This window comes from Alicyclobacillus fodiniaquatilis (genome assembly GCF_042678105.1).
Classification (GTDB): domain Bacteria; phylum Bacillota; class Bacilli; order Alicyclobacillales; family Alicyclobacillaceae; genus Alicyclobacillus; species Alicyclobacillus fodiniaquatilis.
This window is the reverse complement of sequence record NZ_JBHUCX010000074.1, coordinates 26,609-51,802: the sequence shown is the minus strand read 5'-3', so window position 1 is coordinate 51,802 and position 25,194 is coordinate 26,609. Positions and strand designations below refer to the sequence as shown.

19 protein-coding genes are annotated in these 25,194 nt (G+C 50.8%); all 19 read left to right on the top strand.

Going from position 1 to position 25,194, the window contains the following annotated elements:
- Positions 1–164 precede the first annotated feature (164 nt).
- The 19 genes from ACFSB2_RS18460 to ACFSB2_RS18370 all read left to right on the top strand — a co-directional run bounded on the left by ACFSB2_RS18460 (position 165) and on the right by ACFSB2_RS18370 (position 25,187).
- Positions 165–1,553: a hypothetical protein gene (locus tag ACFSB2_RS18460; RefSeq protein ID WP_377944564.1), complete on the top strand. Its 1,389-nt coding sequence runs from the start codon at positions 165–167 to the stop codon at positions 1,551–1,553.
- Between the two features lie 136 nt (positions 1,554–1,689).
- The gene (locus ACFSB2_RS18455; protein ID WP_377944563.1) at positions 1,690–3,513 is read left to right on the top strand and encodes a S9 family peptidase; all 1,824 of its coding nucleotides are present in this window, start codon (positions 1,690–1,692) and stop codon (positions 3,511–3,513) included.
- Between the two features lie 509 nt (positions 3,514–4,022).
- On the top strand, positions 4,023–5,006 hold the full coding sequence (trpS, locus tag ACFSB2_RS18450) for a tryptophan--tRNA ligase (protein WP_377944562.1): 984 nt from the start codon (positions 4,023–4,025) through the stop codon (positions 5,004–5,006).
- 33 nt (positions 5,007–5,039) lie between these two features.
- A complete protein-coding gene (locus ACFSB2_RS18445) occupies positions 5,040–5,720 on the top strand; it encodes a response regulator transcription factor (RefSeq protein ID WP_377944561.1) in 681 nt (226 codons plus the stop codon).
- 3 nt (positions 5,721–5,723) lie between these two features.
- On the top strand, positions 5,724–6,896 hold the full coding sequence (locus tag ACFSB2_RS18440) for a sensor histidine kinase (protein WP_377944560.1): 1,173 nt from the start codon (positions 5,724–5,726) through the stop codon (positions 6,894–6,896).
- A 158-nt stretch (positions 6,897–7,054) separates the two neighbouring features.
- A complete protein-coding gene (gene icd, locus ACFSB2_RS18435) occupies positions 7,055–8,350 on the top strand; it encodes an NADP-dependent isocitrate dehydrogenase (protein WP_377944559.1) in 1,296 nt (431 codons plus the stop codon).
- An 84-nt stretch (positions 8,351–8,434) separates the two neighbouring features.
- The gene (gene mdh, locus ACFSB2_RS18430; protein ID WP_377944558.1) at positions 8,435–9,370 is read left to right on the top strand and encodes a malate dehydrogenase; all 936 of its coding nucleotides are present in this window, start codon (positions 8,435–8,437) and stop codon (positions 9,368–9,370) included.
- A gap of 159 nt (positions 9,371–9,529) precedes the next feature.
- Positions 9,530–12,184, top strand: a complete 2,655-nt coding sequence (gene polA, locus ACFSB2_RS18425) for a DNA polymerase I (RefSeq protein ID WP_377944557.1) — start codon at positions 9,530–9,532, stop codon at positions 12,182–12,184.
- A gap of 16 nt (positions 12,185–12,200) precedes the next feature.
- Positions 12,201–13,046, top strand: coding sequence for a DNA-formamidopyrimidine glycosylase (gene mutM, locus ACFSB2_RS18420; protein ID WP_377944556.1), 846 nt, complete (start codon positions 12,201–12,203; stop codon positions 13,044–13,046).
- A 92-nt stretch (positions 13,047–13,138) separates the two neighbouring features.
- A complete protein-coding gene (gene coaE, locus ACFSB2_RS18415) occupies positions 13,139–13,762 on the top strand; it encodes a dephospho-CoA kinase (protein ID WP_377944555.1) in 624 nt (207 codons plus the stop codon).
- Complete coding sequence (locus ACFSB2_RS18410; protein ID WP_377944554.1) at positions 13,711–14,367, top strand: lytic transglycosylase domain-containing protein; 657 nt, start codon at positions 13,711–13,713, stop codon at positions 14,365–14,367. Before coaE ends, ACFSB2_RS18410 begins: the two co-directional genes overlap by 52 nt.
- 158 nt (positions 14,368–14,525) lie before the next feature.
- The gene (locus ACFSB2_RS18405; protein WP_377944553.1) at positions 14,526–15,527 is read left to right on the top strand and encodes a LacI family DNA-binding transcriptional regulator; all 1,002 of its coding nucleotides are present in this window, start codon (positions 14,526–14,528) and stop codon (positions 15,525–15,527) included.
- Between the two features lie 338 nt (positions 15,528–15,865).
- On the top strand, positions 15,866–16,756 hold the full coding sequence (locus ACFSB2_RS18400; protein ID WP_377944552.1) for a carbohydrate ABC transporter permease: 891 nt from the start codon (positions 15,866–15,868) through the stop codon (positions 16,754–16,756).
- A 15-nt stretch (positions 16,757–16,771) separates the two neighbouring features.
- Complete coding sequence (locus ACFSB2_RS18395; RefSeq protein WP_377944551.1) at positions 16,772–17,644, top strand: carbohydrate ABC transporter permease; 873 nt, start codon at positions 16,772–16,774, stop codon at positions 17,642–17,644.
- Between the two features lie 199 nt (positions 17,645–17,843).
- Entirely contained in the window at positions 17,844–19,136 is a 1,293-nt protein-coding gene (locus tag ACFSB2_RS18390) for an ABC transporter substrate-binding protein (RefSeq protein WP_377944550.1), read from the top strand.
- A gap of 112 nt (positions 19,137–19,248) precedes the next feature.
- On the top strand, positions 19,249–21,324 hold the full coding sequence (locus tag ACFSB2_RS18385; protein WP_377944548.1) for a hypothetical protein: 2,076 nt from the start codon (positions 19,249–19,251) through the stop codon (positions 21,322–21,324).
- Entirely contained in the window at positions 21,318–22,034 is a 717-nt protein-coding gene (locus tag ACFSB2_RS18380) for an MBL fold metallo-hydrolase (protein ID WP_377944547.1), read from the top strand. The genes ACFSB2_RS18385 and ACFSB2_RS18380 overlap by 7 nt, the downstream gene beginning before the upstream one ends.
- 23 nt (positions 22,035–22,057) lie before the next feature.
- A complete protein-coding gene (locus ACFSB2_RS18375; protein ID WP_377944546.1) occupies positions 22,058–23,779 on the top strand; it encodes a TIM-barrel domain-containing protein in 1,722 nt (573 codons plus the stop codon).
- Positions 23,780–23,822: 43 nt separating this feature from the next.
- Entirely contained in the window at positions 23,823–25,187 is a 1,365-nt protein-coding gene (locus ACFSB2_RS18370) for a protein O-GlcNAcase (RefSeq protein ID WP_377944545.1), read from the top strand.
- Positions 25,188–25,194 lie beyond the last annotated feature (7 nt).

Genomic DNA, 25,194 nt, shown 5'->3' with positions numbered 1-25,194 from the left:
GATAGATTTTCACATGTTTTCTAGCCAGTGTGAAGGTTGGTATATCGCCGACTTTTACACTGGCTTCTTTGCGTGCTTGCTCTCTTCTCTCTTTTGATGGGCTTTTGAACAATCCAGCATACAGTGGATTCGATTTGAGCCGAGCAGCACAGGGGGAGATAGAGATGAGGAATAGGAGCGGGATTTATGCTTCAGTCATTACGCTCGGAGTACTGGCCGTTGGGGTCAAATTCGGAATGCATGTCTATCATCAAACGCACCAACATCACCATACGGTGATTCGAGTTGTCAAGCGCAGTTTGGTGACGCATCAAATCACGGACGATACACCAGTGCGCGTGCTGGGATTGCGGCGCTTCCCTTACCCGTATGATGCGATGTTGGCCATTTCTTCCGATGCGGACGACGAGACGCTTCGTAAATTCAACCTCATTCATGAGTTCATCAACACAAGGGAAAAAACGCCGTTTGGCTATTACGGTCTGGGGCTTCCTTTTGCCGATTCGGTGTTTATGTTCAACGGATCGAACCTTCCAAAGCCCGTAGATGTGGGCAATGCGCCCAGGTCAGAGGAGATGAGCTGGTTTCGCGGTGTATCCAATCAATCGCTCGACGCGGCGGAAATCAATCATTATATCCATGCTGGTTGGATTGACACGCTTCACTCCTATGGTGATTTTTCGCGTGTCAATCCACATCAGACGCTGTTCACGCGCCAATTGGCAAAACAGGCTGTCGATGCGCTGCAAAGTCACGGCGATACGTTGACAGTTTGGACAGATCACGGGAATCAATCGAATGTCGACGATTTTGGTTCGTTCGGGAAAGCCAAATTCTATAACTATCAGCAGGGAGCGGACCCCAAATCGCCCTACTATCACGCCAATATCACCATTCCTTACGGTGTCCGTTTCGTTTGGCCAGACGTCGCCAGCGATGTATATGGACGGACCTCAATGATATATCCGTTGACATTGCCGGACAAACAAAAGGTCTGGGGATTTTGGCGATATACATCCAGTGGGATGACGCAAGACGGTTCGCCGATTTGGGATTGGACTGTCGGTGATCTGTCACAGCAGATTACACTGCAAAAGTTAGAAGCGCTAGAAAAGAATCATGACTACTGTATCATCGCACAACATCTGGAGGCGCTCAACGCGAGACTTCCTTTGCCGCAAAATGCAATTGATGCTTTGTGGACGCTCGATCACCAATATACTGAGAAAAAGCTGCTGGTTGCCACAACGAGCCAATTGCTAAACTACAATGTCGTACAGCAATATCTGCATTACCATGTCACATATGATCACGGTAACACTGATATCCACATCGATGATATCCGTGATCCGGTGGATGGCACATTCCGCCCGACGTTGACCGATTTGCGGGGCATTACTTTCTATACATCATCGCCAGCGCGCACGGTCATTGAGATAGGGGATACACCTGTGCCTGCGTCTGACATTATGGACAATCCATCGGATAGCGTGGGTAAAAGCATCGGTATCAAATGGTTTACTTGGAGCACCAAGAATTACGTAGAGACATGAAGGCCTGCATCGCGCCAAGGCAGGATATTGAATCAGGCGCGCTGAATAACATTTGGCAGAAGACGAAGCAGCCAAAACATCAATTTGGCTCCGTTTCATCCCAAATCCTAATCTGTTTGCCGGGGAGGCGCATATCGTGGAGTTTGAGCGCGTCAATATCGAACAGTTCTTCCGGACATACTCCATCACATCATTTGCAGTCAGCAAGGATGAATCACAAATCGCATTGAGCACCAATTTGTCCGGCACCTATGACGTCTGGTCCATCTCCCCGCAACACCCATATCCCGTGCCACTGACCACAAAAGGCCAGGTGCCGCATGAGATATGCTTTAGTCCAGCGCATGATTATCTGCTCGTCTCGTTCGATCACGACGGAGACGAAAACGCCCAACTCTACGCGCTTTCACCGCAAGGTGGCGCTTTGAAACCGCTGCGTCAGGCAGAAGGGCGACGCCATATGGGCGTGATTTTGTCAGAGGATGGCAAGCGGATCTACTATACATCCGATAAAGAGAACCACTCGTTCTTGAACACGTATTTATACGACATTGAACAGGATGAGGAAAAAATCGTCTTTGCGGCAACAGGCGCGCCGACATATCTGGCGGCATTGGCGAAAGACGAATCTAGCTTCGTGACATTATCGGCGCATGCCAACACGTTTGTCACGGCTCACTTGCATCAAGGGGATGAAGTCACATCCCTTACGCCGGATGACACGGTCAGCCATGTGGTGGGATATGTGGAATACGCAGAGGATACGCTGTATCTGGCGACCAACTATGATGCGCCTTTTTCCTATTTTGCCTCGTATGATCTCGCGACTGGCGCCTTTACCAAACTGTTTGAAGCCGCTGGCATGGATGTCACGGCCTTTGGCATTGACACTTCCCGACAGGTGGCTACACTGCTGACGAGCGGTGGTGTGGAGGATAAACTGGTCGAGTTCAATTTATCGACAGGACAGGCGACTGTGTTGACGACGCCGTTTCAAACGGTGGGACAATTGCACGTGGCCGAAAGCGGCACCGTCTATGTACTCGGGCAAAGTGACATTCAACCGCGCAACATTTACGCCAGGAAGCCTGGCGGCGATTGGGATCAAATCACGCGCAACCGCATTTTAGGCGTCGAGGACGCGGAATTGTCCTCTGCAGAGACCATCAAGTATCCATCTTTTGACGGCCTTGAGGTTGAAGCGCTCATCTTCCCCGCGAATCCAGCGACAGAGAATGGCTACACTGTGATTTGGCCGCACGGTGGGCCGCAAGCTGCGGAACGCCGCGCATATCGGGCTTTCTTTCAATTTTTGACCTATTGCGGCTATCAAGTGTTTGCGCCCAACTTCCGGGGATCCACTGGGTATGGCGCCGAATTTGTCAAAATGGTCGAAGGGGACTGGGGACACGGGCCGCGTTTGGACATGGTTGAAGGCGTCGAGTGGCTGTTGCAAAGCGGCCGGGCGACGCGTGACAAGCTGTTCTTGGTCGGGGGAAGTTATGGTGGCTATATGACGCTTCTGCTGCATGGCCGTCACGCGGATTATTTTCAGGCGTGTGTCGATATTTTCGGCCCTTGCAATTTGTTCACGTTCCTCGAGAGTGTACCGGATCACTGGAAGCCTTCCATGAAGCAGTGGCTTGGGGATCCGATTGAGGACAAAGAACGTCTGACGCAAGACTCACCCATCACCTATTTGTCTGGTATGACCAAGCCAATGCTCGTCATTCAGGGCGCCAATGATCCTCGTGTGGTCAAAGCGGAGTCGGATCAGATTGTGGAAGCGCTGCGGGCGCAGGGGACCGATGTCGAATACATCGTCTTTGACGATGAGGGGCATGGTTTTTCCAAGAAAGAGAACGAGATTGAGGCTTACGGCAAAATTGTCGCTTTCTTGGACCAACATCGACAAGCTGCCGCGGATTCGGCGTTGAGTGAAGCGGCGACACAGGGTTGACTTGTAAGAAACGTAGTCCCGGCATATAATCGGGGAAAGTCGTCACGCAAAAATTGAAACATACGAAGCGTAGATGAGGAAGAGTACACACAGTCTGAACCTGTTCGGAAGATGACATCGCAATCGAAGTTGCGTGATCCTCTTCCCGCCTGAAGCGAGCTAGGGTTGGTGAAAGCCTAGTCAGGCCACTGTGTGGAATGGGCCTTTGAGCTGGATGTTTGAACGCGACGCACATGTGTGCCTGCCGTAGAGCATCTCGACTGACCTACGATATCAGGTCGACCAAGATGAACTTGGCAGAGTGCAGTGATCACATCACTGAAAATGGGTGGTACCGCGGAATCTTCCGTCCCAGCGCGTTTCGTGCAGGGCGAGGGATTCCGCGTTTGTTTTTATGGGTGTTCCATCAGTGATGTCGATGTTTGCTACGGCGCAAGGTGAGATTTGGTTACCGGGACGTAGTTGGTGAAATGCTAGATTTTAGCACGATGAAAAGAGGAGCATGATTGATGAAACGGGTGTTTTCGGGGATTCAACCTTCGGGGAATCTCACCATTGGCAATTATTTAGGCGCTATGAAGAATTTTGTTCACTTACAACATGAGGCAGATTGTCTGTTCTGCGTGGTAGATCTCCATGCCATCACGGTGCCGCAATCCCCAGAGGCACTGCGGCAAAATTCACGGAATCTCGCAGCTTTGTACATCGCGGCGGGGATTGATCCGGAAAAGGCGACCGTGTTTATTCAATCACACGTCACAGCGCACGCCGAGCTGGGTTGGTTGCTGCAGTGCATCGCCTATTACGGCGAACTTGGCCGGATGACGCAATTTAAAGACAAATCCGCCCAAAAGGATGTCGTGACCGCTGGCTTGTTCACCTATCCTGCTTTGATGGCAGCTGACATTCTTTTGTATCAGACAAACTTGGTTCCGGTTGGCGAAGATCAGAAACAGCATTTAGAATTGACGCGAGACATCGCGGAACGGTTTAATCATCGCTTCGGCGACACGTTTGCCATTCCCGATCCGTATATTCCACAGGTTGGCGGACGAATCATGAGCCTGGAGAATCCGGCGAAAAAAATGAGCAAGAGCGATGAGAGCGCAGGCGCTTATATTTCCATGCTGGACGAGCCAGATGTCATTCGCAAGAAAATCAGCCGGGCGGTCACCGATTCGGATCGCGAAGTCCGCTATGACTTAGAAAATAAACCTGCCATCAGCAATTTGATGACCATCTTTGGCTTGTTCACAGAGATGAGCATGGATGAAGTGACACAGCATTTTGCTGGCAAGGGATACGGTCCGTTCAAAAAAGAGCTGGCCGAAGCTGTTGTAGAAGGGCTTGCGCCGGTGCAAAAAAGATACCATGAGCTGGTCGCTTCAGATGAGGTGGATCAAGTTCTGCGTCTTGGCGCGCAAAAAGCAGCTTCCATGTGTGAATCCACGCTCGTTGCGGTCAAGGACAAACTTGGGTTCTTGCCACAGTAAATCTCGGCTGGTCCAGAAAGAGGGAAACATGGCGTGCGGCTATTAATTGTCGAAGACGAACCTCAATTACAGCGCGAACTGGTCACGTTGTTCAGGCAGCAACACTACGAGACAACCGCTGTGGACAACGTATTTGACGCGGTAGATCAAGGTCTGACAATGGCGTACGACTGCATCATTTTGGATTATATGTTGCCCGATGGCACGGGTATCGACGTGGTGTCGGAATTGCGTCAGACGGACTGCCATACCCCTGTCCTGATGCTGACTGTCAAAGACGAGATCCAGGACAAGGTGCTCGGCTTGAACGCCGGCGCGGATGACTACTTGAGCAAACCGTTTGCGCCAGAGGAACTGGTTGCGCGTGTCAGCGCCCTTGTCCGCAGGGTGCCGACCATTTCGAATAGTGAACATTTGGCGTGCGGCAAGGCCACATTGGATGTGCGCACGCGCACGCTTCACTTTCAAGGTGGGGTATTGGAACTGACCAGCAAGGAATATTTGCTGATGGAGTGCTTTTTTCGCCATCCAGGGCAAGTGCTCACGAGGGATCAACTGATTGCGCGCGTATGGGGGCCAGACGCCGAGGTGGCAGACAGTGCGCTGGACACCTATATTTATTTTTTGCGCAAGAAATGCAGTCACATCGGTTGGAAGCGTGGCATTCAAACCATCCGCGGCGAAGGCTATCTGCTTCGCCCAGAAGGGGCGTAAAGCATGTTCCGGCGGATGTATTTGACCATCGTCGGCCTCTTGATTGCAAGTACAGGCATCCTGTTGTCTTTTCTCGGCGTCGCTGTTTATCGGGAATTGCAGCACGAACTGGAACAGGAGGGCAGGCTGGAACTGCTCGCCAAGCGACAGGAGGTGCACAGCGTGGTTGCCGCCGCGCTGCAAGAAGGGGTGAAGAGCAAGCGCGTTTTTCACGACGAGCGTGGCCAGACGGTCTATTTTTATGCGCAATTGCCTGATATGAAGCTGGCCTCGTGGCATTTTCCCATTGCCGCCTCGACGTTGACGCACGTGCCTCAAGACCAGTTCGCGGAAATCGAAAGCGCTGGCCACCCGTTTCGCGTGTATCACTTTGTGACCACCGTCCGAACCGTTCAGGTACAGGCCTATGTCTGCACGCTCATCACACAGGAAAAATCGATGCTGTACCACGCTTCAAGGTTGATGTGGACGGTTGGCAGCATCGGTTTTGTCATCGCCCTGATTGGCAACCTGTTTTTGGCGCAACGCCTCATGCGCCCCACGTATCGCACTTGGCGCGCGTATCAGGACACTGTATTCGAATTGTCGCACGAGTTGCAGACGCCGCTTGCCACGGTTAATGCGATGATGAGCAGCCGCAAGGTGGATGCCCAGACGCAAGCGGATGTTCGCTATGAGATTGAACGGGCCTCGCGGATGGTTTCTGACATGTTGTTTTTGTCCAAATTGAGGTCCGGTTTTTCGGAACGTCCTAGCGAACCCGTGGCGGTATCGGATATCACAGAAGAGGTTGCAGAGCGCTATACGGATCTGGGGAGCACTCGCAATATCTATTTTGTGGGCCATGCGTTGCCAGGATTGTTTGTCACCACGGTCAGCGGCGAATGGGAACGGCTGATCAGCACTCTGTTTAAGAACGTGATCGATCACGCTGCATCAAATTCGACTGCACAGTGGCAACTGGCGAGCGATGGCAGGCGGGTGCGCTTCACGATTGAAAACGAGGTTGCTTTCTCCAATGTCGAAGCGGTTAAGCATCATTCGCCAGAACGCGGCGTCGGGTTGCAAATCGTGCGGCGTTTAACAGCGCGGATGCGCGGGAAATTCGAGACTGTCACAGAAGGTTCAAAGTTTAAAGTGGTTGTCACGATTCCGTTTAGAAGACCTCGTTGGTAACATTGGCTGACTATTACCATTGTGCTATGATTAGATAGTAATCAAATAGAGCTTGTCCGACGAAGAGCATTTTTCAAGGGACGTCCGAATGTGCGTACTCGCGATGCTGATGGACTGAATTCTCGGACATCGACTTTATACATACGGGAGGGGCTGTCATGCCTGATTTCAAGCATTATGCGAATCCGACCAGCGGCGAAGCAATTCGCTTCGAAGGTGGGAGTTTAAAAGTCCCGGATCATCCGATTGTTCCATTTATTGAAGGTGACGGTACGGGTCCGGACATTTGGCGCGCTGCACAACGGGTTTTTGATGCGGCTGTCGAAAAGGCTTACGGCGGCAAACGGAAAATTGCCTGGTACGAAGTGTACGCTGGCGAAAAGGCATTCAACAAATTTCAAGAGTGGCTGCCCGAGGATACATTGAAGGCGCTGACGGAGTACATCGTCAGCATTAAAGGTCCTCTGACCACACCGGTTGGCGGCGGCATTCGCTCTTTGAACGTGGCGCTTCGCCAGGAGCTTGATTTGTTCGTCTGTCAGCGCCCGGTGCGCTATTTTAACGGCGTACCTTCACCTGTCAAGCGTCCGGAACAGGTAGATATGGTCATCTTCCGTGAAAATTCGGAGGACATCTACGCGGGTGTCGAATGGCAGGAAGGCACACCAGAAGTGAAAAAAATCATTGACTTTTTGCGCAATGAAATGGCTGTCAAGAAAATTCGCTTTCCCGAAACCTCTGGCATCGGCGTCAAGCCGGTTTCCAAGGAAGGCACAGAGCGTCTCGTGCGCGCAGCCATCAATTACGCTTTGGAAAATGGCCGCAAGAGCGTAACCCTGGTGCATAAAGGCAACATCATGAAATTTACAGAGGGTGCGTTCAAGAGTTGGGGCTATGAGCTTGCAGAGCGGGAATTTAGCGACAAGACATTTACTTGGAGCGAATATGACCGCATCAAGGAAGCGCAGGGGACAGATGCTGCGAACAAAGCGCAACAGGAAGCGGAAGCAGCAGGCAAGTTGATTGTCAAAGATGTGATTGCAGACGCATTCCTGCAACAGATTTTGACACGTCCGGCTGAATACGACGTCATTGCCACGCTCAACTTGAACGGCGACTACGTATCAGACGCCTTGGCAGCGCAAGTCGGCGGCATTGGCATTGCACCTGGCGCAAACATCAACTATGAGAGCGGCCACGCGGTCTTTGAGGCCACGCACGGCACTGCGCCGAAATATGCCGGGCTGGATAAAGTCAACCCTGGTTCCGTCATTTTGTCTGGTGTGATGATGTTTGAATACATGGGCTGGCAAGAAGTAGCCGACCTGATTACGAGCGCCCTGGAAAAGGCCATTGACCAGAAAGTGGTCACTTATGACTTTGCCCGTTTGATGGACGGCGCAACAGAAGTGAAAACTTCGGAGTTCGGTAATCAAATCATCAAAAATATGTAATAATATGTAACAGCATGAAAGCAACTGAGACTTGTATATATTTGTCTCGGTTGCTTTCATCATGTCTGAAAGGAGGCGTGATCGTTGTTGCAGCGCAAGAAGATTTCTGTCATTGGCGCCGGTTTCACCGGGGCGACGACAGCTTTGATCATTGCCATGAAAGAGTTGGGGGATGTCGTACTGTTAGACATTCCGCAGTTGGAAAACCCGACCAAGGGAAAGGCGCTTGATATGGCTGAGGCGATGCCGGTGATTGGTTCGGATGTTCGGGTGACTGGGACTGCGAATTACGAGGACACGGCCAATTCTGATCTGGTGATTGTCACTGCAGGCATCGCCCGCAAACCTGGCATGAGCCGCGATGATTTGGTCAACACAAATGCGGGTATTGTCAAAACGGTGACAGAGCAGATCGTCAAGTATTCACCGAACACCGTGATTGTGGTCTTGAGTAACCCGGTCGACGCAATGACGTACGTCGCGTACAAAGCCAGTGGTTTCCCGAAGAATCGTATCATTGGGCAAGCTGGTGTGCTTGATACCGCTCGTTTTAACACGTTTGTCGCCGAAGAACTGGGCATCAGCGTTGAAGATGTGCACGGATTTGTGCTTGGTGTTCATGGGGATGACATGGTGCCGCTCGTTCGCTATGCAAATGTCGGCGGCGTACCCTTGGAAAAACTCATTTCAAAAGAACGCATTGAAGAGATCGTCCAACGCACCCGTACAGGCGGGGGCGAGATTGTCGGGCTGCTGGGCAATGGCAGCGCCTATTACGCGCCGGGCGCTTCCTTGGCGCAGATGGCAGAATCGATTTTGAAAGACAAGCGTCGTTTGCTGCCAGCCATCGCCTATCTCGAAGGCGAATATGGGTATGACAAGCTGTTCCTCGGCGTGCCAACTGTCCTAGGGGCAAATGGCATCGAGAAGATCGTCGAACTTGAATTGTTGCCAGAAGAAAAGGCAGCACTCGATAAATCAGCAGCGTCGGTTCGCAACGTCATTGAAGTCGTCAAGTGACGGCCAATTGATTCTGCCGACGTGAAAATCATGTTGCCGTGGTATCGCAGGGGCCATCTTTGTGTGGCTCCTTCTTCGTGTTTTAGGGGAACCTCGCCGTTCATATGTTAAAATGAATTGGAGTGCACAATCGCTTTTAATCCCCGAATGAGGTGGCCTATGTCTACGCAACCAGCCAAGCTGTTATTGATTGATGGAAACAGCATTTTGTACCGGGCATTTTTTGCCCTTCCGCCTTTATCGAACAAACAAGGTCAGCAGACGAACGCCGTTTACGGGTTTACACTCATGCTGTTGAAACTGTTGCAGGAAGAAAAACCGACGCATTTAGCTGTGGCTTTTGATAAAACGAAAAAGAACTTTCGCCATGAAATGTATGAAAACTATAAAGGAACCCGTCAGAAAACACCTGACGAACTGGCAGAACAATTTCCCATGATTCGCACACTGCTTCAGGCGTTTTCCATTCCCGTGATTGAAGTGGATGGCTATGAAGCAGATGATATCATCGGTACGCTTGCCAAGCAGGCTGAAGCGGCCGAACTTGACACAAGGATTGTGTCGGGTGACAAAGATTTACTTCAATTGGTCTCCGATAAGGTTCATGCACTGGTGACACGTCGTGGGATAACGGATGTCGATTTTTATGATGCAGCGGCCATCAAGGAGCGATATGGCGGCCTTGAGCCCAACCAAATTATCGATTTAAAGGGACTGATGGGTGACAATTCAGATAACATTCCTGGCGTGCCAGGCGTGGGCGAAAAGACAGCCATCAAGTTATTGAATACAAGGGCATCAGTAGAAGAAGTGTTGGCACACTTGGATGAAGTCAGTGGCAAAAAATTACGTGAAAACCTTGCTGAGCATCATGCAGATGCCATTCTGTCAAAACAATTGGCGACCATTGTCACAGATGTTCCGCTAGATATCGACATCTCTCGCCTGGTGTATGGCGGGTATGGCGTCGATACAGTCGTCGAGGTGTTTCGAACACTTGATTTTCATTCGCTGATCGACAAAATTTCCGAGGAAATAAGCGATTCGACAGCGGCAGACAACGCCGATGTCGACGAAGATGGTTGGACGAATATAGAATATACGCGCGTTACAAGTCCGGAGCAGATGGACAAGGTCTGGCGAGATTTGGGCGGCGTAACTGGTTGCGTGTTCGATTTTAGCGATGAGGACTATCACGCGGCAAATGTTTGTGGGGTCGCGTTGGCGACGCGCGACGCCAGCTTCTATATCTCGTTTGAGGACGAATTACAATTGACGCATTTGCAACAATGGTTGAAATCCGCGCATGATAAAGTGGTTTTTGATATTAAGTCGCTTGCCTTTGCATTGGATGCCCACGGTATCACCATTCATTCGAGCGGTCGTTGGAATGACGTCAAACTGGCCGCCTATCTGTTGAATCCGACGGATGGCGAAGTCGAATTGGAAGAGATCTTGGCGCGCGAATTGAATATTCAAGTGCCTTCCATCAAAAAAATGGCTGAGCATCGAGAGGCCATTCTGTGTCGAATTGCGCAAAAACTGCCAGATCTTTATCAGCATCTTGGCAGTGCGTTGGATGCGCAGACGCTGGATGACTTGTATCGCAATATTGAAATGCCGCTTTCGTTTGTTTTGGCGAAAATGGAGATCACAGGATTTCATGTGAATGCGGACCGTCTGCGTGCGTTTGGCGATGATCTGCTTGGACGAATCCATCAATTGACAGCCGACATTTATGCGGATGCTGGTGTAGAATTCAATTTGAACTCTCCGAAACAACTGGGAGAGATTTTGTTTGAAAAATTGCAGCTGCCAGCCATGAAAAAGACGAAGACGGGTTATTCGACGAGCGCCGACGTTTTGGAGAAGCTGGCCCCTTACCATGAAATTGTGCAGAAAATCCTGGATTATCGTCAATTGGCAAAGCTCCAATCGACTTATGTAGAAGGCCTTTTGAAAGTGATTCGCAAAGAGACGGATCGAATTCATACGCGGTTTCACCAGGCGCTGACTGCAACCGGCCGACTTTCGAGCAGTGAACCGAATTTGCAGAACATCCCCATTCGCTTAGAAGAGGGACGTAGATTGCGCCAAGTGTTTGAACCGACGTATGATGACTGGTATATTCTCTCTGCAGATTACTCACAAGTAGAATTGCGGATATTGGCGCATCTGTCGGGGGATGAGGCGTTGATTGACGCGTTTCGCAGCGGGATGGACATTCACACGCGGACTGCGAGCGATGTGTTTGAGGTCGCTGTTGAGGATGTCACAGCGCTGATGCGTCGGCAAGCCAAAGCGGTGAATTTTGGAATTGTTTACGGAATAAGCGATTTTGGCCTGGCGCAGAATTTGAACATTCCGCAACAGGAAGCGAAACGCTTTATTGAAGAGTATTTTCGCAAGTTCCCGGGCGTGAAAGGATATATGGATGATATTGTCCAGCAGGCGAAACAGCAGGGCTATGTGGCGACACTGATGAACCGCCGCCGCTATCTGCCGGACATTCGGAGTCGGAATTTCCATTTGCGCAGCTTTGCGGAACGCACCGCAATGAACACGCCCATCCAGGGAACGGCAGCAGATATTATCAAGCTGGCGATGGTGCAAATAGATGCTGCGCTTACGAAAGCGCAGATGGACGCGAGAATGCTTTTGCAGGTTCACGATGAATTGATTTTTGAGTGTCCAGCAGACGAAATGGAAGATTTGACACAGTTGGTCCGTGAAAAAATGGAGAATGCAATCACGCTGAATGTACCGCTGGTGGTGGACATTTCCCACGGAAAGACATGGTATGAGGCGAAATGATGAAAGGGGTGGCGACGTGCCGGAGTTGCCAGAGGTTGAAACCATTCGTCGAGGGCTCTCACAGTTGATTGTGGGCAAGACGATTGAACGGGTACTAGTGAATCTGCCGCGCATTATTCGCTACCCATCGGTTGGAAGTTTTGAAGAACGGTTGGTCGGGCGGCGGATCGAATCGATAGACAGGCGAGGTAAGTACCTGTTGTTTAACGTTGCACCATATACATGGATAAGTCATTTGCGCATGGAGGGTCAATATCGGGTTGCACCGGCATCAGAGCCGATGGCGCCGCATACGCATGTGGTGTTTGGCTTATCTGATGGCGCCGAGCTTCGCTATCGTGATGTGCGCCAATTTGGCACGATGGACGTTCTGACAAAAGATGAGCCATTGCCCACTGGATTGGTGAACATTGGGCCAGAGCCGTTCGATCCGCTGCTCACCGCGCAATCGCTCTATTTGCGTCTGCACAAAAGATCGAGCGCCATTAAAACTGTCTTGTTAGATCAAACGTGCATCGCTGGTCTGGGGAACATTTACGTGGATGAAGCTTTGTTCTCATCTGGCATTCATCCGCTTGTTTCGGCGAATCAAGTCAGCGAAGCCCAGTGCGCAAGTTTGCTGGTCGCCATTCGCGATGTGCTCACACGGGCCATTGAGGCTGGCGGCTCCTCCATTCGGACGTATGTGAATGGGTATGGGCGCCACGGCGGTTTTCAGATGCAGTTGAGTGTGTACGGCAGAGCAGGTGAGCCGTGTTTTGTCTGTGGACAGCCTATCGAAAAAATTCGCCTTGGTGGGCGGGGAACACATTTATGCTCGGCTTGTCAGCCAAGGACAGCGGTCGTCACGGCAGGCGCGTAGATGAAACCAGAGCACATAGGGTTTGTATCGCAGTGTTCTGCCAGATATGACATGGCCCAATGAAAAGCGCGCACAAGGTGGGAATAGGCGAGATGATTGTAGGCTTGACAGGTGGAATTGGGACGGGGAAAAGCACCGTTTCCAGCATGTTTCGCGAACTTGGCGCATATGTGGTGGATGCGGATATTTGGGCTCGCCGCGTTGTGGAGCCAGGTTCTGATGGATTGAAGGAGATTGTTGAAACGTTTGGCGCACGTGTACTCGCTGGGGATGGAACGCTGAATCGCAAGATGTTAGGCCAAGTGGTGTTTGCGAATGACACTTTGCGCCAACGCTTGAATGAGATTACACATCCGCGCATTCGAGCAGGCATGCGCGTCGAGACCGATGCGTATTGGCAAACACATCCGGACGCACCGGTGATTTGGGATGTCCCGTTGCTTTTCGAAGGGGAAACACAGAAATTGGTCGATTGCACGATATTGGTCTATGCCACACCTGCCACACAGTTGGCGCGTTTGATGGCGAGGGATCAGTTTAGCCAGTCAGATGCTTTGGCGCGAATTGCAGCGCAGATGCCGATAGATGACAAACGAGACATGGCAACCTACGTCATCGACAACAGTGGAACGATTGAGAATACGCGAGAGCAGGTGCGGGACGTATGGACAACTATTCGCAACCGAACAATAGGAGACCGAGATTTATCGTTTTAAACCGCCGTGCTGTGCTCGCCGCCGTTCTGTTGATCATTGTGCTCATCCTAATTTCCACGAACGGATTTTGGCGGATGATGTACCCGATTCACTATCAGAAAAACATTCAGACGGCTGCTGCATTTGCCCGTGTCGATCCGCTCTTGGTCGCGAGTGTCATCCGCGTGGAAAGTAAATTTGAAACCCACGACATCTCACATGCGGGCGCAGTGGGGTTGATGCAACTGATGCCTGATACCGCGGAGTGGTTGGCTGGCCAAATTCGCAAGCAGAACAGCCAGTCGAACGAAGCGATTGAACAAATGCCGCAGGATGCGAAGAAATTGGCCAGTCCGCAATATAACATCGTGTTGGGGAGCTGGTACATCCAAAGTCTCATCAAACAGTTTGACGGCAATCAAACGGCGGCCATTGCCGCTTATAACGCTGGGCCGAAGCGCGTCCAAGACTGGTTGCAATCTGGCGCATGGAATGGGCAATTGAATGACATCAGTGAGATTCCCGTGGGGGAAACACGCCACTTTGTCGATAGAGTATTCTACAATTACAATCTGTACCAGAAGATCTATGGCCGCGATGTCAAATGGAAAATGAAGAACGCGTAACTCATCCAACTGCGTCCTGCATTTGTCTTGCAGTTATGGATGCGTAGAAGCGGACTTTTACAGATTCTGCACAAAGACTTGCAATTTGTGGTAGATGAGGGTAATCTCTCTGATAAGAAAGTGAGACCGCTCCCGCGAATGAAGGAGGGAGGCAGTGAATGACGCCTACCATTAAAGATGTGGCAAAACTCGCCAATACTTCAAAGAGCACCGTTTCCCGGTATTTGAATGGGAAGCCTGTGAAAAAGCAAACGGAAGAGGCTGTGCGCAGGGCGATTGCGGAGCTCAATTATCATCCGAACATGAATGCGCGCAGGCTGGTTTTGGATAAGACGCAAGAGATCGGCATCGTGGTTGACGATATCACCAACCGCTTTTATTCGGCCATTTTAAAAGGTGTTCGGCGCATTCTCGATGCCAATGGCTACGATTGTGTGTTTTACACCCTGGGTCTACACCATCGCAAAGAGACCGACTTTCTAGATCTCCTGTATGAGGGACAAGTGGACGGGCTGATTTTTGTCAGTTTTATGCGCCGTAGTGAGGATGATGTTGAGGAGATGAAAGCATCGTCATTTCCGGTGGTCTTAATTGGAGACGATGCGGGCGTCAACGAAATTCCCTCTATAGACGTGGACAATTCAAGCGGCGTGATCGACGTGGTCAACTACTTGTATCGCATTGGCCATAGAGACATTGCGTATATTTCTGGTCCAGACGGAGCTGCGGCGACCAAAGCCCGTATGGAGGGATACCAAGCATCTATTGCGCGGCTGGGTTTGAAATTAAATCCGGATTTGATTGTTGTTTCCGACTGGTCTAATAAAGGCGGCTATACAGCGATGCAACAATTATTGGAGGTTGGCGGTTTTACGGCAGTTGTCGCATCGAACGACGAATCTGCTTTTGGCGCAATGAGCGCGATGCAAGAGCAGGGGTACAACATTCCGAAGGATTTTTCCATCGTGGGATTTGACGATATCGACATCTCATCGTGGAGTTATCCTTCTTTGACAACAGTGAGGCAGCCTTTTGAGCAGATGGGGTCCAATGCAGCTCAAATGCTCTTAGAAATGATCGATTCCGATGGGGAACGCTCCTATTCTCGCGATTTGTTGAAGCCGCAATTGATTGTCCGCAGTTCCTGTTTGACCTTATGATTTCATTTTTGCGATAAAATAGCTGATTCGCGCCAAGAACGTCATAAATCGCATTGACACTTTAAAAAACGCACAGTATGATATTCATAGTTTTTCATGTATTTTGTACTCGTTTTTGGGAACGTTCCTAAAAATGAGTCAGAGCTACGTGGATTTGATGTCGAATTTTGATGTTGAATGACGATTTGTACGACGTTGCCTGGCGTGATAATTGCTTACTGTTACTGCATTTTGGAGGGTTGCAAATTATTTATAAATGATTGGAGACCGTTTGCAGATTTTAGTTTTGATATTGAAAGCGTTTGATGGACATGCTAACACGCGTGGGGGGAGATTTAGTGGCTAGAGCAAAGTTTGACAAGTCCCGTTATGGGTATTTGTTTATCGCGCCGTTTTTCATTGTCTTTATCATCTTCGGACTGTATCCGATTCTTGACTCGCTGTATTTGAGTTTTACGAATTGGGATGGATTTACGAAGCCAGTCGCGGCGGGTGTGGCGAACTATAAAAGATTGATTCACGATTCTATATTTCTGCATTCCATATTAAACACGTTCATCATGTGGATCATCTCCATCGTTCCACAGTTGATTCTCGCATTGGTGCTCGCGCTGGTGCTTAACGAAAAATTTGTCAAAGGAAAGCATCTGTTCCGTGCGATTTTCTATTTTCCAAATATCGTCACGCCGGTTACCATCGGTGTTCTGGTCAGCCTGATGTTTGATTGGAAGACCGGGAGCATCAACAAAATGTTGGTGGCCATGCATCTTGTCTCACAGCCGGTCAATTGGTTCGGTCACCCTCTTTTGGCCCAAATCATTGTGGCGGGCATCTTGTGTTGGCAAAACTTCGGTTATAACATGTTGATTTTCACTGCTGGTTTGCAATCGATTTCCACAAGTGTATACGAAGCCGCCGAAATGGACGGCGCGACGAAATTTCAAACCGCATTGCATATCACCATTCCAATGTTGAAGCCAGTGCTGATATTCACAGGTATCACTTCCATCATTGGCGGTATGCAGAATTTCGCTGTTCCGCTCATGATTGGCAATGTCCCTGGCAATGCTACGCAGACAATGGTGTCCTATTTGTACACGACGGCGTTCCAGCATTTCCAATACGGCTATGGCTCTGCGGTTGCGTACGGCGTGTTTATCCTGATTATGGTGCTTTCGCTGATTTCGCTCCGGATGACGACTCGCAAACAAAAAACGTCGCAAGCGTAAGGGGGAAAATGAGAGATGTCTATACCACAGACTGCCCGCTATAAAGATTTGAACAAAAGATACAAATTGCGCAGAAGTTTAGGTCGAACCATCATTTATGTACTTCTGATTATACTTGCAGCCATCTGCATACTTCCCTTTTATAGTATGCTGATCTCTTCTACCCATACGAATCAGGATATCTCGACCAAGTTGTTGTTGTGGCCAGGGAATCAGTTCGTGAACAACTACGAGCGCCTGATGGGCACCATCAATGTTTGGCGCGGGTTCTTGAACAGTTTGATCATCACGGTGTCTTCGACCGTTTTGACGTTGTACTTCTCGGCGCTGACTGCCTACGGTTTTTCGAAATATGACTTCAAATACAAAAACCTGTTTTTCGCCTTGATTCTTGGCACGATGATGATTCCGGGCGAGCTCGGGATTATCGGCTTCTTCCAACAAATGAACAGCTTCCACATGTTGAACACCTACTGGCCCTTGATTTTGCCGGGCATCGCAAATGCCTTCGGGACATTTTTCCTGAAGCAGATTTGTGACACGGCGGTCTCCCATGAAATCTTGGAATCAGCCAGGATGGATGGCTGTGGTGAGTTGAAGGCGTTCCATCGCCTTGTCCTGCCGATGATGCTTCCGTCCATTGCGACATTCGGGATCTTCGCGTTTATCGGGACGTGGAACAGCTTCCTGACGCCGATGATCATCCTGTTCAATAACAACATGCAGCCGTTGCCGGTCATGGTCGCCATGACGCGCGGTCAGTTCAGTACCGATTACGGCGCGCAATATGTTGGGATTTTGATTTCTGTCATTCCGATTATGGTGCTCTTTGCGGCACTGTCCAAAAAAATCATGAACAACATCTCGGCAGGGGCTTTGAAGGAATAAGAGCATCGCTGCGCGAGGCGATTGAAGGAGGTGGTTCTTCGCCAAATCACACGTTGGGCAGTTTGCGGTGTGAGGAAGGGCGAGAAACATGACAGTTATAAAGAAACGCACCCAGAGAGGCGCGAAGACAATAACACCTGGGCTGATTGCAAACAGGAGTGGGAACGTTCTTACAATGCATACTTAGGGGGCAAATTGAATGAAGCGCAAAGGTAAAGTCCTTTCATTGATGGTGATTCCGTTCGTAGCAGCAAGTCTCGTAGGTTGCGGCAATTCAACGAGTGGCAACGGGAATGGGACGTCGGGCAAAGCGACAAAACAGACCCTGGTTGTCTGGACATTTTTCTCGCAAGTGAAGCTGTTGGCGCAACAGTTTGAAAAATCGCATCCGAACGTGGATGTCGAAGTGAAAGTGTTCCCTGGTGACCAGTACGAAACCAAATTGCAGACAGCATTGCAAACCGGATCGAACGTACCTGACGTGTTTGACTTGGAACGCAGCTACATTGGGCAATTTATCAACACGCCATACGTCGCCAACATGTCATCCATGGGTGCGAATTCTCTTGTAAAAGGGATGGTGCCATACGTCGCGGCGCTGGGTGAAGACAAAGATGGCAATGTGCGCGCCATCGCGGACTCCTCTTCGCCAGGCGGCTTGATGTATCGCCGCGCGGCAGCGAAAAAATGGTTAGGCACAGATGATCCCGACAAGATTTCAAAGATGGTCAACACCTGGCCGAAAATGATTGCGCTTGGCGAAAAGGTCTACAAAGAGAGCGACGGCAAAGTGCATTTGCTGGACAACACCGGTTCCGTCTCGGCGATTATGGAATACAACATGGAACCTTGGGTCAGTGGAACGAAACTCCAGATTGATCCGAAATGGAACAATGTCCTGAATACCGAGCGGGAAATGAAGGCAGACAATGTGGAAGCAGAACTGCCAGGTTTCTCGGCTGGTTGGGGCGCGGCGCTCAATGATCACAGTGCGAACGGCAGTGCCATCATGTTTGGTATCCCGTCGTGGTCGACCGATTCCATTGACAACACCAACAACAAGGCGAAAGGTCAATACGGTGTAGCTTCAGCGCCGGTCGGTTACTACGAGGGCGGCACATACAGGGCGATTTACTCCAAGTCACCGAATCAGAAGTTGGCGTATGAGTTCGTTAAATTTGACGCGAGCCAACAATGGCAAACCTGGAACTTGAAAAACACTGGCAACATGCCTTCGGACATCTCGGTTTACAAAAAAGAGATGAACACCTACAAGTTGCCTGAATTTGGGAACCAAGACTTGTTGAAGATGTACTACAACATTTCGATGGCCATCCCAGCGCGCAAACCCGATGAGTACAGCGAAGAAATCAACTCGTTGTTTGGCAACATTGTGACGCAAATGTTAGATCAGCATAAGACCAACCAATGGGCATTTGCTCAATTGAAATCGCAAGTGAAAGACGAATTCCCACAACTGCAAGTAGACTGATTTCTACAATGGGGGCGAAGCGCAGAAATGGGCTGTCGCCCCCTCAAGATAAATGTGGTTTGCAAATGCGGCGAACGAATGTGATTTAGATTGAAGCTGTGAGGTGGACACCATGAACAACTTAGCATGTAGACCGCTTCAATCCACAAAGAATGCGTACGAAATTCAAATTTTTGCGCCGGAAAATGAGCGCAAAGATGTTTTTTTGCGATTGTCCTCTTTGTTGGAGTTATTTATTTTAACAAATCATACAACGGTACATATCCCGGTTTCCGAGGTAAATTTCCAAAATGACGACCTTCTTTTGCACGGCGCAGCGGATGGGTTTGCGGCATCAGCTGTTTGGACCCAAAAACGCGGCCATTGCGATTATTTCGATGTAGATGTGAACCTCACTTACACAGGCGAAGTCCCACTGGAATTTGGTGTGCGTGTCAATTTTGATCTCATTGGCCCTGGACGCCCGCGCTGGATGATTCCCGGCGCTTTTTATAAAGAAAATCGGTTTGCGCACAACGCGCGCCAATATCCTCGTTACGACTTTGACGGGGGCGACCCAGCGCAGATGGTTTCTGACCATTGGGCATTCCGGGCAGACCGCGCCGCGTTGCCGGCCGTTTTTGCTTGGAATGAGGAGATGTGCGCAGCATTATGCGTGGATGAAACGTCCGCTTTGGGACTGAACGGCGTCGGTTTTAAAGGCAATCAGGCAGGGACATCGCTTTGCGTCAACTTTCCCTATCGCGAGGAACCGATTGTGTTTGACGGCGAACCGATACCGCAACCGGCGGAGATTCAGACAGCATTGATTCGCCCAGGCGAACAAGTTCAGTTGCAGTTCCGGGTATATGTGGGATCCGCCGATGTTCACGCATATGATCCGTTTGTGCGCACGATGTACGAGTTGCATCAACAAGTGCATCCATTGAATCCATGGATGGACATCAAAGAAGCGGCAGAGCTTACGGCGCATGGTTTATATCGCTGGCATTATCATCCTGAACACGACATTCTCTACGAGACAGCGGCGTTTGACCGGGAACTGAACAATAATGTCAATGGGCTCGGTGACCGCGCGCACATGCACGTCGCTTGGGTGAGCGGCGCGCCATACGCTTATGCGCTGCTCACATATGGGCGCGATCACGACAGGCCAGAATATATCGAGGCGGCGATTCGCGTCCTCAATAAGGTTGCTTCGGGCATTGCGCCAAATGGCACGTTCTGGGCGCAATGGACGGTCAAGGACGGTTGGAATTGCGGCTGGAATCCACATCGCGATTGGCTGCAAGCGCGGACCATCGCGGAGGCTACATTATTTATGGCGCGCGCTGTTCTATTCGAGCGCGAAAGAGGACATGCCCATCCCGAATGGGACACGGCCGTCCTTTCCAATTTGCGGTTTGCACGGGACGTGCAACGGGCGGACGGCAATTTTGGCTCCTATTATCAATGCGAAACAGGCGACGTGGTGGAGTGGGATGGCGCGGGCGGCGTGCTTTGGATTGCGGCTTTGGTCGAAGGGGCAAAAGTGTACCCGGAAGAGGCGTTCGACAGGGCAGCCACACGCGGCGGCGCGTACTACGAGAAATTCGTGCAGGATGCCTTCATCTATGGCGCGCCTGAAGATGTGCATCTGACACCGACATCTGAGGATGCCTACAACGCAGTCGTCGCTTATGTCCTGCTTTATGAACAGGAAAATCAGCTCGAACGGTGGCTGACACTGGCCAAGCACAGCGCGAACTGGATGATGACATTTCGATGGACGTACAACCTGGCGTTTCCCAAGCACTCCTTGCTGGCGCAGTATGATTTTCGATCCCGAGGCGCGGACCAGGCTTCACCGTCGAATCAGCATCTGCACAATTACGGTTTGTTTTGCCTGCCGGAGATGATGCGCCTGTGGCATTACACGAAGGATACGTACTACTTGGAAAGAACGCGGGATCTGCTGTTTTGCTTCTTGCAGTTCATCGCGCGCGAGGATGGCGACTTCAACGCCTATAAAGGCATGGTCACAGAGCGGTATTACAACACAAACTGCTTTCAGCCAAAGGGGATGCTTGTCACGTTGTCGCACGCTTGGTGCATTGGCGTGACCTTGTACGCATGCCAAGCCGCGGAGAGCTATCGAGTGGATTTGCTTCTGGAAGATGAAGCGCACAGGGGGAATCGGACATGGTGAAATTGATCGACCAGTTCTACATGATTGCAGGTGACAAGCTCACCCATCCTTGGGATGCCAACGCCTACTTGATTGCAGGCGACGAACCGACACTGATTGACTGCGGGTCTTATCTCGGCTTTGACAATTTAAAAAAGAACTTGGCGCAGCTCGGCTACAAGCCGCAGGATATCAAACGGGTGATTGGCACACATGGCCATTGGGATCATCTCGCAGGGATGGCGCGCTTGCGCGAGGAAAGCGATGCGGAGTTGTGGCTGCACCCCGAAGACAAGGAGCAGGTGGAGACCGGGGATTTCGATTTGACGTCAGCTTTTTTGTACAACGAACAGTTTCCCAAAACCAAGGTCGATCACGATCTCGTTGACAACCAGGAACTCCAAATTGGCCCTTATCGTTTTACGGTATATCACACCCCAGGTCATTCACTGGGCTCTGTCTGCTTGCTGACAGAAATCCAAGGGTTGAAAATTCTCGTATCTGGGGACACCGTCGGCGGGCATGGCCACCCACGGGTCAAGTCTGACTTCGTCAAATGGGAACAGTCGCTCGATAAACTGCTGACGTTGGATTTTGATGTTTACACAATGGGACACAGCCATCCTGGGCTGATTTACGACGGCAAAGTGAAAGTGGAAGAGGCTAGAAAACAGTTTGGCCATTATTTCAGCCCTTGGTTTAAACCATTTTATATGAATTTCCGCTATTAAACCGGATTGAGGAGGACTGGCTTGTGGTTTCTGTAAAAAAAGACGCGACGTTAGAAGTGCACGCAGAGGCGTATCGATTGGTTTTCCCAGATGATGAACGCGCGTTTGTCTATTTGGAAGATGCGAAAGGCGCACGTTTGGCAGATCTGTTCGTGTTCTCCAGTGTGCACACATTGTCGGGACAGGACGATACCACCGAAATTGGGCAGTGGGACGTAACAGAGGACAATGATGAAGTCATCCTCACCTTGACGGTGAAAAGTTCGGTCTGGACTGAGAAGACGTTCCGTTTTCGCTGTGCGCCGACGCGTTTTTCTTATGATATGAGAGTTGAAGGACAAGGTAAACTGACAGATGTCAATTATTTTGGCGGTTACGCATCAGAAAGTTTGCGTTGGGGCTCCGGCTTTTTCTGGTCAGGCACCAAAGCAAAGCGCGGGTTTAATCCAGAGCCCAATGTGGACGAAGTGCTTTACTTCCAACCGGAAGCGACATCGGTCATCGATTTGACGGGCGTTCCACTGCCTGGGCGCGGCGACTGGTTTTTCACCCCACCTCCGTTTTGTTTCGCCTTTGAGGCGCACAACGGCTGGTTTGGCATGGGCGTGGAGGCAAAACCCGGCGCAAACCACTATACGGAATATCGCTACCAGGGGCAGCAGTTTGGCTTTTATCTTAATTTGTCTTACGAAGGGTACACAGCGGTCGATGGCGTGTACGAACTGCCAGCCATCGGCTTTGAATTTGCGCCTGACGAGTATCAAGCGATTGATGCGCACGTCAAAACGCTGGGCGAGAAACAGCTTGCGCCAATCGCGATGCCAGAAACCGTCCCAGCTTGGTGGAAGCAACCGATATTCTGCGGTTGGGGTGCGCAATGTTACGAAGCTGCTCGTGTGAATGGACATGCCCCGGATTTTGCCTTGCAGAAGCTTTATGATTCGTTTATGGAAGCGTTGGATAAAGAAAACATTCGACCGGGCATCGTCGTGCTCGATGACAAGTGGCAAGCGGAATATGGCACGAATGCTGTGGATGAGAAAAAATGGCCCAACGTGCGCGGCTTCGCTGATTTTCTTCACGATCGCGGCCAGAAGATGTTGCTTTGGTTGAAGGCGTGGGACCCGGAAGGTGTACCTGCGGACGAGTGTATCATCAACCATGCTGGGCGCAAGATTGCAGTGGATCCAACCAATCCAAAGTATGAGGCGCGTTTCCGTGCGGCCATCCGTCAGATGTTGTCGAGCGACGGCTACGACGCGGACGGCTTCAAAATCGATTTTACAGCGCGGATTCCAAGCGGCCCTGGTTTTTCCCACTACGGGGATGTATGGGGACTTGAACTGATGAAAGCCTATTTGCACATCATTTACGATGAGGCCAAAAAGGTCAAACCAGACGCGCTGGTCATGGCGCATACACCGCATCCGTACTTAGCGACGGAAATTGACATGATCCGCTTGAATGACGTGAACACCGGTTCGGATATCAATCCGGCCATGATTCACCGCGCGCGGATCGCACGGATTGCCTGCCCGAACGCGGTCATTGACACAGACAATTGGCCGATGCCGAACAAAGAAGCATGGCGTGCTTATGTGGAGATACAGGCCGATTTAGGTGTACCATCGCTCTACCTTGCGACACATGTCGACGCGACACAGGAACCGCTCGAAGCTGCAGATTATCAGTTGATTCGCGACGTCTGGCAGCGTTATGAACGAAAGCAAGCCCACAAGGAATGAGACAAGAGGTCATCATGGCAATGGGCCAGGAGGCGTTTGGCAGATGAGTGAAACATTTGGCATCCGTGGCGTCATTGAAGGATTTTACGGCACCTACTACACGTTTTCGGAGCGCAATGATCTGATTTCGTATGCGGCGAAAGCCGGTTTCAATAGCTATTTCTACGGACCCAAGCAAGATAGGTACCATCGCGACAGATGGAATGAGCCTTACCCAGCGTCCGTGATGGACGAGTTTGCCAAGACCGTGCAACTGGCCGAGCAAGCAGGTGTGACGTTTTGGTATGTCATCAGTCCCGTGTCAGTGACATACAGCGCTGACGCGGATTTTGTAAAAATCACCAACAAGCTGAAATTGTTTTACGATCTCGGTGTTCGCGCCTTCGGCGTCTTTCTCGATGATATCCGCCACGAGTTGTCACACGCGGCGGATGCGGGGCATTTTTCCAGCTATGCCGCCGCACACGTGCACCTGTGCAATCGCCTGTTTGTCTGGCTGAAGGAACTGGATGAACGCTGTCAGTTGGTCATGTGCCCAACTGACTATCACGGCGTCGCGCCGTTCAGTGACTATGTGCGGGAATTGGGCGACGGATTGGACGCGGGTATTCAGTTGCTTTACACAGGACCAGAGATTTGTGCAAAGGAAATCTCTTTCTCAGATGCAAAAGGTTTTACCGATGCTGCCAAGCGCAAGCCCATCATCTGGGACAACTATCCCGTGAATGATTTGGCGATGAGATCACAAATGCACATCGGGCCATTGTTGGGCAGAGATGCGCGCCTGCACAAAGCCGCTGCTGGCTATGCCTGCAACTTGATGAACGAAGCGGAGGCATCAAAGGTCGTCATGCTGACGGTCGCAGAGTATTTGCAAGATCCAGCAGCATACGCGCCGTGGGAAGCCTGGTCGCGCGCATTGGCCAGCGTGGGTGGCAGCAACGTGCTGGATTTCCTTCGCCTGTTTGGCGAGAACGCGCTGGTTTCTTGCCTGATGGAGACAGAAGCGGTGGACTTGGCGGATCGGACGCAGCAGGTGATGGAGGCGCTCGGCACTGGGTCGCCGGATGAAGTCGAAGCGGCGTTTGCGCATCTGGAAAGTTACCTCAGTCAGATGGATGAGGCATGCTATCAATTGAAGAATCACATGAAAAATGAAGTGTTGCGCAAGGAGCTTGTGCCGTGGATCGAGCTGATGGAGTTTTGGCAGATTGCCGGTCAGCGGGCGATAGATGTGTTGCGTTTGGCGAAATCTGGGGCGAGCTATCGGCGGCCGCTGTTTCGGTTGCGCGAAGCCACGGCGGAGATTCGCAAGCACGCAAAGCAAATTTGCACAAATGCGCTGCAACCGCTGATCGATCACACGGAAGCCGTGGTCGCTGAACAAGAGGCGGTTGTTGAGGCGTAAAGTCGAC

Coding starts and splice junctions, on each gene's coding strand:
- ACFSB2_RS18460 (WP_377944564.1), top strand. CDS start 165: ATGAGGAATAGGAGCGGGATTTATGCTTCAGTCATTACGCTCGGAGTA.
- trpS (WP_377944562.1), top strand. CDS start 4,023: ATGAAACGGGTGTTTTCGGGGATTCAACCTTCGGGGAATCTCACCATT.
- ACFSB2_RS18440 (WP_377944560.1), top strand. CDS start 5,724: ATGTTCCGGCGGATGTATTTGACCATCGTCGGCCTCTTGATTGCAAGT.
- icd (WP_377944559.1), top strand. CDS start 7,055: ATGCCTGATTTCAAGCATTATGCGAATCCGACCAGCGGCGAAGCAATT.
- polA (WP_377944557.1), top strand. CDS start 9,530: ATGTCTACGCAACCAGCCAAGCTGTTATTGATTGATGGAAACAGCATT.
- coaE (WP_377944555.1), top strand. CDS start 13,139: ATGATTGTAGGCTTGACAGGTGGAATTGGGACGGGGAAAAGCACCGTT.
- ACFSB2_RS18410 (WP_377944554.1), top strand. CDS start 13,711: ATGGACAACTATTCGCAACCGAACAATAGGAGACCGAGATTTATCGTT.
- ACFSB2_RS18405 (WP_377944553.1), top strand. CDS start 14,526: ATGACGCCTACCATTAAAGATGTGGCAAAACTCGCCAATACTTCAAAG.
- ACFSB2_RS18395 (WP_377944551.1), top strand. CDS start 16,772: ATGTCTATACCACAGACTGCCCGCTATAAAGATTTGAACAAAAGATAC.
- ACFSB2_RS18390 (WP_377944550.1), top strand. CDS start 17,844: ATGAAGCGCAAAGGTAAAGTCCTTTCATTGATGGTGATTCCGTTCGTA.
- ACFSB2_RS18385 (WP_377944548.1), top strand. CDS start 19,249: ATGAACAACTTAGCATGTAGACCGCTTCAATCCACAAAGAATGCGTAC.
- ACFSB2_RS18380 (WP_377944547.1), top strand. CDS start 21,318: ATGGTGAAATTGATCGACCAGTTCTACATGATTGCAGGTGACAAGCTC.
- ACFSB2_RS18370 (WP_377944545.1), top strand. CDS start 23,823: ATGAGTGAAACATTTGGCATCCGTGGCGTCATTGAAGGATTTTACGGC.